Genomic DNA, 12,009 nt, shown 5'->3' on the forward strand with positions numbered 1-12,009 from the left:
CGTGCGCCGTCGACTCGTCCTGTCGACGCTCGCCGTCGTGGTGGCCGTGATGGCCGTCCTCCTCGCTCCGGTCTTCGTCGTCGTGGACTCGGCGGCCGACGTGGACGAGCAGGGATCGCTCTTCGCGCGAATCGGTGTGATCTCCTTCTTCGCGCTCGTCGCGGCTGCTGCACTCGCCGCCGTGCAGGCGCGCCAACTCGCGCGGCCCCTCGAGCGACTCGCTCGATCGGCTGGTCGGGTCGGCGACGGCGACTTCACGGCGCCGTCGGCGGCATCGGGAATCGAGGAGATCGACGACATCGCGCGTTCCCTCCGGCTCAGCGCGAGCCGCGTCGACCGGATGCTCGACGCCGAACGCAGTTTCACCGCCGATGCGACCCACCAACTCCGCACCGGTCTCACCGGGATCTCGATCCGCCTCGAACTCCTCGAACGACATTCCGATCCGGCGGTGGTCGCCGACGCGTCGGCGGTGCTCGAACAGACCCACGAGTTGAACGCCACCCTCGACGAGCTGCTCGCCGTGGCCCGGCGGGGCAGCACCGGCGAGCGGTCCCGGGTCGACCTCGTGGAGATCGTCGACGACCACATCGACGACTGGCGCTCGCGCTTCGAACGAGAGCGTCGCCAGATCCTCGTCCAGACCCGCCCGACCACTCCGGTGAACGCCACGCGTGGTCTCGTCGGACAGATCTTCAACGTCCTGGTCCAGAACTCGCTCCGCCACGGGGCGGGAACGGTGGAGATCACCGTCGAGGGAACGACCATCACGATCGAGGACGAAGGTCTCGGTGTCGCCGACGACCGGGTGGCTGCGCTGTTCGAGCGGCCTCGCGACCACCACGCACCCCACGGCCGGGGGCTGGCGCTCGCTCGGCGGCTCGCCGAATCCGACGGTGGTCGGCTGGAACTGACGCGTCGGCGACCAGCACAGTTCCGGTTGGGATACACCTCCGCCGTCGACCTCGGCTCTCCACCCGAACGCCTCGCCACCCGACCGAACGTTCAGCAGGTGGTTCGCTAGGTTCGAGGCGATGCGCCGTCTCCCGCACCGCCCGCGAATCGTGTGGCCCGTCCTCGCCGGCCTCGCCGCACTCGCCGGCTGTGTCGGCGGGTCCGGAGACGACGTCGCATTCGATCCCGGAGCGGTGGATGCTGCACTGAACGAGATCGGTGCCGACGTGAAGGACGGGAGTGCGCAGACCGTCTCCTCGGAGGACTGCGTGGTCCTCGACGGCGACGACGTCATCGACGCGTTCGTCGACGCCGAGATCCTCGGCGCCGGTGACGTCGAGGACACGAACGCGGAGATGTCCTCGACCGTCAGCGGGCTGTGGGGCTCGTTCGCCGTCCGTTGCGAACATCCGCTGGTGGCCTTCAGCGTCACGAACGGCGGCCCGAACGATCGCGACGAGTTCATCGAGTTCACGCAGGCGACGACGGACACGCCGGACCAGCAGGTCGATCCGATCGAGATCGACGGCATCGACGACTCCCGCACCTACGAGGTGCGCGTGGACGGCGAAACGCGTCGCCTGGGGTGGATCGACGACGAGATGAACGTCGAGGTCTCCCACCGGGACACCCCCGGTTCCGTCGAGGTCGACGATCTCGCCACCGCCCTCACCACCGTTCTCGAACTCCTCGACGCCGAGTACGGCGACACCGAGGCGGTGGACCGCCCCGACGAACCACCGATCGATCTCGGAACGATCCGCGACGGGCTGCGCGAACTCGGTGGTGACGCAGGTGAGGAACTGCTGAACGGCGAACGGTTCGACTCGTGCCCCATTGCCACTCTCGACGACGTCACCGACCTCGTCGAGGAGGCCGGACTCGACGGTCGCGACCTCGTCGAGCAGACCGGGTTCGTCCAGGGAAACAATGCGTTCACCAACGTGCAGGTCCAGTGCCCGTTCGTTGCCGAGGACACCTCCGTGTCCGTCGGTGCATCACTCGTGGACAACGACGGGTTGGACGACCTCCTGCGGGTCCAGGAGGACCTCGATCTCGATGGTCCCGAGCGCACGTTCGACATCGACGCAACAGTCGAGGGGTTGCCCGACGGGACCGTCTACTCACTTCGCAACGGTGACGATGCCGTCGGAGCCGGCGTCCTGAGCGGCGAGGTGCTGGTCACGATCTCGGTGGGACGTGGCGACGTCGACGAGAACGCACTGCTCGCCGTGCTTCCGTCTCTCGTCGAGCTCGTCACCGCGGAGATCGGCTGAGCCGATCAGTCCAGGAAGTGTGACCCGGTCGTGGTGGCGAGGAAGGCCTCGAGGTCGACGTCCTCCTGTTTGATGAAGCCGCTCGACGGGAGCGCTCCGTCGCGCACCATCTCGATGACGGCCACGACCGACGACGCCGTCGTCCATGCGATCGCAGTCGAGCGGATGCCGCCGACGACCTTGGGCAGGTAGCTGCGGACGAACTCGGCGCGACCGAGTCGACCGTCGCGTTCACCTTCGGCCGCCACGTGCACGTAGACCACGTCGTCGTCGACCGGCGGCTTCGCGTTGGTCAGGATGCGGCCGGCGTCCTCGCGTCGCTCGCGCATCAGGAGTTCGTGGAAGAAGAAGTTCATCAGGTCCATGTGCCCGGGGTAGCGCATCGTCTTGTAGTCGAGGTTCTCGACCACGCCGTGGTACGTCTCGCACATCGTGCCCAGTCCACCCGAGGTGGTGAACGCCTCGAGGCGCGTGCCAGACACGTGGATGGTCTCGTGCCACTCCATCGGCGACACCCATTTGCGCTCGCCGTCCTCGATCACCTCGCAATCGTTGAGGTACTCGTTCACGACACCCTCCGGCGACCAGTTGAACGCATACGCGAGGAGGCCGGTCGGGTGCTGGGGGAGCGCACCGACGCGCATCCGCACGGACCGACAACGGTCGAACGTGGCGATCTGTCCGGCGGCGACGATGCCCACGAACCCTGGTGCGAGCCCACACTGCGGCGCCATCACCCGCGGCGACGTGGCGGCGAGTTCGCGGATGCGATCGGTCGTCGGGACGTCCTCGGTGAGGTCGAAGTAGTGGATCTGCGCCCGGTGGGCCCGCTCCGCCACGGCGGTGTTCAGGTGGTACGGCAGGCACGAGAGCACCGCGTCGACGTCGGCGAGGTGCCGGTCTAGTGCGTCGGACGCCACGTCCACGCCACCGGCGATCTCGATCGACCCGAGCTCCGGACCGCCGGCGATCTCGCGCTGATCGATGCCGACGACGTCGAAGCCGGCGTCGGCGAGGAGGTGGGCGGCGAGCATCCCGACCTTGCCGAGTCCGAGTACTGCGATTCGTTCCAGAGAGGATGCCGTCATGTACCGATCATTACACAGACTTCGCTCAGATGAAACGAACGGTAGATCCGTCCGGTGCCGTTGGGTTAGGTTGCGCTCCATGGCACCGACGCAGGGACCATCGATCGAGGCGATCGACGACCGGATCGCCAGCCGACGCGATGCGCTGACCCCGGCCGAACGTGACCTCGCCGCTTCGCTCGTCGACGATCCCACCACGTGGGCGTTCTCGACCGTGGCCGAGCTGGCCGAGTCGGTCGGCACCAGCGGGCCGACCGTCGTGCGCTTCGCGGTGAGTCTCGGGTTCGCCGGCTTCGGAGAACTCCAGGGCCGGGTGCGCGGCGAACTCACCGATCGGCTCCGGCGTCCGATCGACCGGTTGCGCGGAACCGTCGACGACGACACGAGCGCCTCCGGTGCTGCGCCGCTCGACCACGCACTGGTGGCCGACGCCATCGCCGCCACGTTCGAGCGCCTGGACGACGACCGCATCGACGCCGTCGTCGACGCGATCGCAGGAGCCGAGGACCGCGTGTGGATCGTCGCGTCGGAGTCGTCGTCGCCGGTCGCCCACCTCCTCGCGACGAACCTCTCCCTGCTCCGTCCTGGCGTGGTCCACCTCACCGGATCGGGTCCGTCCACCGGTGCGGCGATCGCCGATGCATCGGGTCGCGACGCCGCCGTCGCCGTCGACTTCCCGCGCTACGAACAGGCCGTCGTGGATCTCGCCGGCGCCCTCGCCGAGCGTGGGGTGCTGGTCACCGCACTGACCGACGGGCCACTCTCCCCCCTGGTCGACGTCGCCACGGCGTGGTGTGGTGTGGTCGTGCCGTCGGTCGGACCCTTCGACAGCGCGACGTCCACGATCGCGCTCGCCGAGGTGATCATCGCCCGCGTCGCCGCTCGCCTCGGAGGCGATGCCGCCGAACGCCTCGTCGCCGTGGAACGACGATGGGCCCAGGACGGTGTGTTCGTGCCGTCGACGACCAGGAACCCCCGAGCGGACACGACCTCCCGGAGACCGCGATGACGCCGCACGGCCTCCACCCGATCGAGACCTCCCTGCTGGAGCGGGCCGCCGGCATCGCGAAGCGGACGGGTGGGGCGATCACGACCGACGCCCTCACCGCTGCGACGCTCCTCGAAGCCGAGGTGACCAGCCGCATCGTCGACCACACCGCCCGATGGCTGCGGGCCGAGCACGGCGTCGGGTACTACACGATCGGCTCGGCGGGTCACGAGGCCAACGCGGCGGTCGCCCTCTCGCTGCGACCGAGCGATCCGGCGCTGCTGCACTACCGGTCCGGCGGCTTCTACATGGCCCGATCGATGCAGGCCCGCCAACGCGGCACTGCGTCGGGCGACCCTGTCGTGGATGTGCTGCGCGGCATGCTCGCCAAGTCGACCGACCAGATCGCCGGTGGCCGTCACAAGGTCTTCGGCAACGCCGCACTGTCGATCATCCCGCAGACGTCCACCATCTCCTCGCACCTCCCTCGAGCGGTCGGGCTCGCTGTCAGCATCGGTCTTCACGGGATGCCCACGGCGCGCCGCTGGCCGCCCGACTCGGTGGTCGTGTGCAGCTTTGGCGACGCGTCGCTCAACCACTCCACGGCCCAGGGAGCCATCAACTGGGCCGGCCACGCCGCCGCCTCGGGCCGACGGGTCCCGATCGTGTTCGTCTGCGAGGACAACGGCATCGGCTTGAGCGTGGCCAGCCCGCCCGGCTGGGTCGCCGACTCGATGGCCGGCCGCGCCGGGGTCCGATCGATCCGCGTCGACGGAGCCGACCCGGCGAACGCGCTGCACGACATCGCCTCCCTCGTCGACGACGTGCGGGCGTCGGGTCGTCCCGGTTTCGTCCATCTCGACGCGGTGCGGTATCTCGGTCACGCCGGCACCGACGTCGAGTCCGCCTACCGCACTCCGGCCGAGCTGGCCGCCGATCGGGATCGCGACCCGCTGCTCGGTGCACTGCAACTCGCCGTCGACCTCGACGTGTGCAGCGGCACCGAATTCGTCGAGTGGTACCTCGACCTCACGAGCACGATCCGCGACCTCGCTCTCGAACTGCGAGACGAGCCAGAACTCACCACGGCCGACGAGATCATGGCCCCGCTGCGTCGCACGACCCTCACGACCGCGTCGCCGCTCCCGCCACCCACCGCGAACTCGCAGGCGGACCCTCTGGCGTTCGCGGCCACGAACGGCGCGCTCGGCACCGGTGAACGACTGACGCTCGCACGCACGATCAACCGGGCGCTGGGCGACGTCCTGGCGTCCGATCCGACCACCCTCCTGTTCGGCGAGGACGTCGGCCGGAAGGGGGGCGTGTACGGCGTGACCCGCGGGCTGCAGCAGCGCATCGGAGCGGATCGCGTGTTCGACACGCTGCTCGACGAGCAGTCGATCCTCGGTCTCGCGCTGGGCGCCGGGCTCGACGGGCTCCTCCCGATCCCCGAGATCCAGTACCTCGCCTACCTCCACAACGCGGAGGACCAACTGCGCGGCGAGGCGGCCACGCAGGCGTTCTTCTCGAACCGCCAGTTCCTGAACCCGATGGTGGTGCGCATTGCGTCGTACGCGTACCAGAAGGGATTCGGCGGGCACTTCCACAACGACAACTCCGTTGCCGTGCTCCGCGACATCCCCGGCCTGGTCATCGCGTCGCCGAGCCACCCGTCCGACGCAGCGGGAATGCTGTACACCTGCGTCGAACTCGCACGCTCGACCGGAGCGGTCTGCGCCTTCCTCGAACCGATCGCCCGCTACCACGACGTCGATCTGCACGACACCGACCCACCGGACACCGACCCGGATGCCGCCGACCCCCACGCTGCCGGCGACGGCGGATGGACCGCCACATACGACCCCACCCCGGTGCCGCTCGGTCGAGCCCGAACACACCACGATCCGACGAGCGGCGACAGCGGTGACCTCACGATCATCACGTTCGGCAACGGGTCGTACCTGTCGCTGCGCGCTCAGCGCCGGCTGGCACGCGACCACGGCCTCTCGGTGCGCGTGGTCGACCTGCGCTGGATCGCACCGATGCCGGTCGACGACATGCTCCGCGAGGCCGAGGCGACCGGGCGCGTCCTGGTCGTCGACGAGACGCGCCGCTCCGGCGGTGTCGGCGAAGGCATCGTGGCCGAACTGGTCGCCGCCGGATTCGGCGGGTCGATCCGGCGGGTGGCCGCCGCCGACTCGTTCATCCCGCTCGGGGCGGCCGCGCACCTGGTCCTGGTCGGCGAGGACGACATCGTCGCCGCCGCTCTCGGGATCAGCCTGCGTCCGGAGACGCGGCCACGGCGCTGACCGACAGGCGGTCCTCACCGGCGGTCACCACGATCGTCCCTCCTTCGCCGACGCTGCCGTCGAGGATGAGGAGCGATGCGGGGTCACCGATCTCACGCTGGATGATCCGCTTCAGCGGACGGGCACCGAACGCCGGGTCGTAGCCCTCGCGAGCCAGTTGCGCCATGGCCGAATCGTCGACCTCGAGCGTGATCCGCTTCGCTTCGAGTCGCTTGTGCAGCCGGTCCAGCTGGATTCCGACGATGTGTTCCAGATCGACCTCGGTCAGCGTGCGGAAGCGGATGATGTCGTCGACCCGGTTGATGAACTCGGGCTTGAAGAACTCACCCGGGTCGCCGGGCAGGTTCGACGTCATGATCAACACCACGTTCGTGAAGTCCACCGTGCGTCCCTGTCCGTCGGTCAGGCGACCGTCGTCGAGCAGTTGGAGCAGTGTGTTGAACACGTCGGGGTGGGCCTTCTCGATCTCGTCGAGCAGCACGACCGAGTACGGGCGGCGGCGGACGGCCTCGGTGAGCTGACCACCTTCGTCGTACCCGACGTAACCAGGAGGCGCACCGATCAGGCGGGACACGGAGAACTTCTCCATGTACTCGCCCATGTCGATGCGCACCATCGCCCGCTCGTCGTCGAACATGAACTCGGCGAGCGCACGGGCGAGTTCGGTCTTGCCCACGCCGGTGGGGCCGAGGAACATGAACGAACCGATCGGACGGTCCGGGTCGGACAGCCCGGCGCGGCTGCGACGGATCGCGTTGGCGACCGACACGACGGCATCCTCCTGGCCGATCACCCGCTGATGGAGAAGCTCCTCGAGGTGGACGAGCTTGGAGGTCTCCGACTCCATCAGACGTGTCAACGGCACGCCGGTCGCCTTCGCGACGACTTCGGCGATGTCCTCGGCGTCGACCTCCTCCTTGAGCATCGCACCCGACTCCTGCAGCACCGCGAGGTGGGTGGTCGCGTCTTCGACCCGTCGTTCGAGTTCCGGGATGCGGCCGTAGCGGATCTCGGCGGCGAGCTCCAGGTCGGACTCGCGATCCAGGTGGGCGCGTAGACCCTCGAGTTCCTCCTTGGTCTCGCGGATCGCTTCGATCGCCTGCTTCTCGCGCTCCCACGTCTGCTTCATCTCGCCGACCTGGACGTTCAAGGTCGCCAGTTCGTCGTGCAGCGCGTCGAGCCGCTCCTTCGAGGCGGTGTCGCTCTCCTTCTCCAGTGCGACCTGCTCGATCTCCAACTGCAGGATGCGGCGCTGGACGACGTCGATCTCGGTGGGCAGCGAATCGATCTCGATGCGCAGCTTCGATGCGGCTTCGTCCATCAGGTCGATCGCCTTGTCGGGCAGGAACCGCGACGTGATGTAACGATCCGACAGCACGGCGGCACTGATCAGCGCGGAGTCCTGGATGCGCACGCCGTGGTGCACCTCGTACTTCTCCTTCAGGCCGCGCAGGATGCCGATCGTGTCCTCCACGCTCGGTTCACCGACGTAGACCTGCTGGAAGCGACGCTCGAGCGCAGGATCCTTCTCGACGTACTTGCGGTACTCGTCGAGCGTGGTCGCACCGATCATCCGCAGTTCGCCACGGGCGAGCATCGGCTTGATCATGTTGCCGGCGTCCATCGCCCCCTCGGCGCCACCGGCACCGACGATCGTGTGGATCTCGTCGACGAAGGTGATCACCTCGCCCTCGGCGTCGGTGATCTCCTTGAGCACTGCCTTGAGCCGCTCCTCGAACTCACCCCGGTACTTCGCACCCGCGAGCATCGACGCGATGTCGAGTGCGATCAGCCGCTTGTGCTTCAGCCCCTCGGGCACGTCACCGTCGGCGATGCGCGCCGCGAGACCCTCGACGATCGCCGTCTTTCCGACGCCGGGTTCACCGATCAGCACCGGGTTGTTCTTGGTGCGCCGCGACAACACCTGGATCGCACGACGGATCTCCTCGTCGCGGCCGATCACCGGGTCGATCTTGCCGGCGAGCGCCAACGCCGTGAGGTCCTGGCCGTACTTCTCGAGCGCGGCGAACTTCTCCTCCGGATTCTGGTCGGTCACGCGATGCGAACCGCGCACGGCCTGCATCGCCTGCATCACCTCCTCGGAACCCACGTCCAAGCGGTCGTTCATCGCCAGCAACAGGTGCTCGACGGACAGGTACTCGTCCTTGAAGTCGCGCATGGTCTTCTCGGCCATGGCGACCTTGTTGTTCAGCTCCTTGGACATCCGGGGCTCGTCGCCCCCGAATGCGTTCGGGAGCTTCGTGACCGCCGCATCGACGTCGTTGCGCACCATCAACGGCGCCAGACCGAGCTTCGCGAGGATCGCCGGGACGATCGTGCCCTCCTGGCGCATCATCGCGCTGAGGACGTGGTCGGGCGTGAGCTCCGGGTTCGACCGCGCCTTCGCGTCGTCGATCGCGGCGGCGAACGCCTCCTGGGTCTTGATGGTCCACTTCTTCGGGTCGAATGCCATGCGTTGCTCCTCTGTCCGATCCTCTCAGGTGTCTGGCCGATCCACCACACCCACTCATGAATCCTGAGTCTGAGTATATCAGCATCGTCGAGCGGATGCGCGGGTGCGTCCGTTCGCGTGGGGATCTTGCGGTCGTGGGCCGCAACGACCTCACGCGTTGCGAGAACGGAGGTGGGCGGTACAAGATGCGTCATGACCGATGCGACCGACACCCGGACCGAACCACTGCCGCTGTCGGTGCTCGACCTGGCGATCATCGGTTCGGGCGAGACCGCGGGCGATGCGTTCGCCAACAGCGTGGCTCTCGCGCAGCGTGCCGAGGCTCGCGGCTACCGCAGGGTCTGGTACGCCGAGCACCACAACATGTCGGTCATCGCGTCGTCGTCGCCGAGCGTGCTCATCGCGCACATCGCCAACCACACCTCGACCATCCGTCTCGGCGCCGGCGGGGTGATGCTGCCGAACCACTCCCCGCTCACGATCGCCGAGCAGTACGGCACGCTCGCCTCGCTGCACCCGGGCCGGATCGACCTCGGACTGGGTCGAGCGCCGGGGAGCGACCAGACCACGGTGCGGGCGATGCGCCGCGACCCCGCCGCCTCCGACCGGTTCCCCGAGGACGTGCTCGAACTGCAGGCCTACCTCGCGGGTGAGTCCCGCGTCGCAGGCGTGGAAGCCGTGCCGGGGGCGGGAACCGAGGTCCCGCTGTGGATCCTCGGGTCGTCACTGTTCGGAGCGCGTCTCGCTGCGATGTTCGGGCTTCCCTACGCGTTCGCCTCGCACTTCGCACCGGGTGCACTGCTCCAGGCGATCGACGTGTACCGCAGCGAGTTCCGACCGTCTGCGCAACTCGCCGAGCCGTACGCGATGGCGGCGGTGAACGTGATCGCGTCCGACAGCGAGGGCGACGCCGAGCGCCAGTTCGTCGCGATGCGCCGCATGCGGGTCGGTCGGTTCCTCGCCCGGCGAGGCCAGGAACTGTCCGACGACGAGATCGACCAGTTGATGACCACGCCGCAGGGCCAGCAGGTGGCGCAGATGATGCACTACTCGGCGGTCGGCACGGCCGACGTCGTGGCCCGCTACGTCCACGAGTTCGCAGCGGCTGCACAGGTCGACGAGGTGATCACCGCCCACGCCTCGGCCACGATCGAGGAGCGCCTGCGGTCGGTCGATCTCCTCGCCGACGCGCACCAGTTGGCCGGCACCCCCGTTGCCGTCTGACCGTCAGCGAGCGAGCAGCTCGACCAGCGCGTCGGCCTGGTCCGAAAGGTCCTTGTAGGAGAGGACAGCGGGCGACATGGCGTCGAGGGCTGCGGCGAGGTTGTGAGCCGACTCGCCATCGGCGGTCACCGAACCCAGCGACGTCACGTAGGTCCGGATGGTGAACAGGACGCAGCCCGTGTCGGGGAACCGGCGCAGGGTCTCGCGTTCCACACGGACGAACATCTCCGACGGGTCGTGGACGGTCGGACGTGGCGGAGCCGTGCCGTCGGTCGGGGTGTAGCCGTCGGCCACGTCGATGACGCCCCACCCGAGACGCCAGAACGGTCGGTCGGGTCGGAGGCGTGCGAGGAACTGGTCGATGTTCACCTCCAGTTGGTCGTTGAGCCCGGCGACCGGGGCATGGACCTCGGCCATCGTGCGTCCGAGCTTCGAGCGCAGGTCCCATCGGTTGGGGAAACACACCGAGCCGCCACCGAAGACCAGTCGCCCGTCGCGTTCGACCATCAGCACGAGGTCCTCCGGCACGAGTCGGCCGGCGGCATCGAGCGGATGCACCGACGGGCCGAGGTGACGGGGTCGGTGCGGCTCGTGGGCCGCGAGATGCGCAACGACCGCATCGGCGACCTCGGTGGCTTCCGCTTCGATGCCGTCGAGCGTCGCCACGGCGGTCTCGTGATGGTCGGCGAGGATGCGCGCCTTGTCCGCCAACCACCCGTCGGGTCCGTCGGAGTCGACTCCGAACTCGATCCAATCATCCAGGTCGAGTGGTCGGATGCCGAGGCGCCAGCGGAAGTCGCCGCCGACGACGGACCCTCGCTCACGCCATGGCGTGTAGGGCAGGGACTCGACGACCGGCACGAAGCGACCGTACAACGGTTGATCCATCCGTCGACACACGACCTGTGGGTTGCGCCCGGGTCTCAGGTCGGAGCAGGTCCGACGACGAAGCTGAACGACGTGTCGTCGCGAGACGCCGACCCCCCGTTCGCAGAGCGGACCGAACGTGTGACGAGTCCGGCGTCGGCGACCATGGCGGCGAACCGATCCTGCTCGAACCAGTGCAGCCTCCACGACCGGTCGACGACGTGGTGGTCCCCGCCCCGGATCGACTCGTAACGCAGTTCGGTCGTCTGGTCACGGGCGACCTCGTCGCGGACGACCTCGAGGACGGTCACCCGCATCACGGCGCCATCTTGGGTCACGCGCTCACGAACGCTTCCGATCTCGGCCTCGGTGGGTGCTGGGGGAACGAACAGGGGGATCAGGGCCGACCCATCCGGGTGGAGGTGCGCTGCGATCCGACCCATGGCTGCCCCCGCCGTCTCGTCGTCGGGCAGCAGATTGAACGTCGCACCGGCGAGGTAGATCGATCGGTACCTCTCACCGAGGTCCATCTCCTCGAACGTCGCGTGATGCAACACGACGTCGAGGCCACGCGCGGCAGCGGCGCTCCGACACCGGTCGAGCATGTCCGCCGAGGAGTCGAGACCCTCGACCACCAGACCCCGGGACAGCAGATCGAGCATCGGGTCGCCATCGCCGCAACCGAGTTCGAGGGCCGGCTCGCCCGACCGTTCGACGAACCGGGCGTAGGGCTCGGCCTCGAACGTCTCGGATCGAAGGTGTCGGTACAGCTCGGCGACGAGGCCGGTGTAGAAGTCGGACGGCGCAATCGGACCCGGGGCCATCATCG

9 protein-coding genes are annotated in these 12,009 nt (G+C 68.4%); 5 read left to right on the plus strand and 4 right to left on the minus strand.

The genetic code is table 11. The features are described from left to right. Position 1: 1 nt before the first annotated feature. Positions 2-1,024, plus strand: a complete 1,023-nt coding sequence (locus ABJK40_RS05035; protein ID WP_348478449.1) for a HAMP domain-containing sensor histidine kinase — start codon at positions 2-4, stop codon at positions 1,022-1,024. Between the two features lie 10 nt (positions 1,025-1,034). Then, on the plus strand, positions 1,035-2,231 hold the full coding sequence (locus tag ABJK40_RS05040; protein WP_348478448.1) for a hypothetical protein: 1,197 nt from the start codon (positions 1,035-1,037) through the stop codon (positions 2,229-2,231). Positions 2,232-2,236: 5 nt separating this feature from the next. Here ABJK40_RS05040 and ABJK40_RS05045 read toward each other — a convergent pair whose 3' ends face one another. After that, entirely contained in the window at positions 2,237-3,319 is a 1,083-nt protein-coding gene (locus ABJK40_RS05045) for a saccharopine dehydrogenase C-terminal domain-containing protein (protein ID WP_348478447.1), read from the minus strand. A 79-nt stretch (positions 3,320-3,398) separates the two neighbouring features. Between ABJK40_RS05045 and ABJK40_RS05050 the strand changes: the two genes are divergently transcribed. Together ABJK40_RS05050 and ABJK40_RS05055 are read left to right on the plus strand one after the other, a co-directional pair. Further along, on the plus strand, positions 3,399-4,328 hold the full coding sequence (locus ABJK40_RS05050) for a MurR/RpiR family transcriptional regulator (protein ID WP_348478446.1): 930 nt from the start codon (positions 3,399-3,401) through the stop codon (positions 4,326-4,328). Further along, positions 4,325-6,616 carry a transketolase C-terminal domain-containing protein gene (locus ABJK40_RS05055; protein WP_348478445.1) on the plus strand — a complete coding sequence of 764 codons (2,292 nt, stop codon included), beginning with the start codon at positions 4,325-4,327 and terminating at the stop codon, positions 6,614-6,616. The genes ABJK40_RS05050 and ABJK40_RS05055 overlap by 4 nt, the downstream gene beginning before the upstream one ends. Here ABJK40_RS05055 and ABJK40_RS05060 read toward each other — a convergent pair. Further along, the gene (locus ABJK40_RS05060; RefSeq protein WP_348510175.1) at positions 6,582-9,089 is read right to left on the minus strand and encodes an AAA family ATPase; all 2,508 of its coding nucleotides are present in this window, start codon (positions 9,087-9,089) and stop codon (positions 6,582-6,584) included. The genes ABJK40_RS05055 and ABJK40_RS05060 overlap by 35 nt on opposite strands. A 192-nt stretch (positions 9,090-9,281) precedes the next feature. Here ABJK40_RS05060 and ABJK40_RS05065 point away from each other — a divergent pair, with 192 nt between their 5' ends. Further along, a complete protein-coding gene (locus tag ABJK40_RS05065; protein ID WP_348478442.1) occupies positions 9,282-10,313 on the plus strand; it encodes an LLM class flavin-dependent oxidoreductase in 1,032 nt (343 codons plus the stop codon). Positions 10,314-10,316: 3 nt separating this feature from the next. Here the strand turns inward: ABJK40_RS05065 and ABJK40_RS05070 are convergent, their stop codons facing one another. Then, a complete protein-coding gene (locus ABJK40_RS05070) occupies positions 10,317-11,174 on the minus strand; it encodes a DUF3445 domain-containing protein (protein ID WP_348478441.1) in 858 nt (285 codons plus the stop codon). 62 nt (positions 11,175-11,236) lie between these two features. Beyond that, on the minus strand, positions 11,237-12,004 hold the full coding sequence (locus ABJK40_RS05075) for a class I SAM-dependent methyltransferase (protein ID WP_348510176.1): 768 nt from the start codon (positions 12,002-12,004) through the stop codon (positions 11,237-11,239). Positions 12,005-12,009: the final 5 nt, after the last annotated feature.

It is taken from the genome of Ilumatobacter sp. (genome assembly GCF_039969435.1).
Taxonomy (GTDB): domain Bacteria; phylum Actinomycetota; class Acidimicrobiia; order Acidimicrobiales; family Ilumatobacteraceae; genus Ilumatobacter_A.

Bases quoted from the DNA above. Each gene is read 5' to 3' on its own strand.
- ABJK40_RS05040 (WP_348478448.1), top strand. From the start codon at position 1,035: ATGCGCCGTCTCCCGCACCGCCCGCGAATCGTGTGGCCCGTCCTCGCC.
- ABJK40_RS05045 (WP_348478447.1), bottom strand. From the start codon at position 3,319: ATGACGGCATCCTCTCTGGAACGAATCGCAGTACTCGGACTCGGCAAG.
- ABJK40_RS05050 (WP_348478446.1), top strand. From the start codon at position 3,399: ATGGCACCGACGCAGGGACCATCGATCGAGGCGATCGACGACCGGATC.
- ABJK40_RS05055 (WP_348478445.1), top strand. From the start codon at position 4,325: ATGACGCCGCACGGCCTCCACCCGATCGAGACCTCCCTGCTGGAGCGG.
- ABJK40_RS05060 (WP_348510175.1), bottom strand. From the start codon at position 9,089: ATGGCATTCGACCCGAAGAAGTGGACCATCAAGACCCAGGAGGCGTTC.
- ABJK40_RS05065 (WP_348478442.1), top strand. From the start codon at position 9,282: ATGACCGATGCGACCGACACCCGGACCGAACCACTGCCGCTGTCGGTG.
- ABJK40_RS05075 (WP_348510176.1), bottom strand. From the start codon at position 12,004: ATGGCCCCGGGTCCGATTGCGCCGTCCGACTTCTACACCGGCCTCGTC.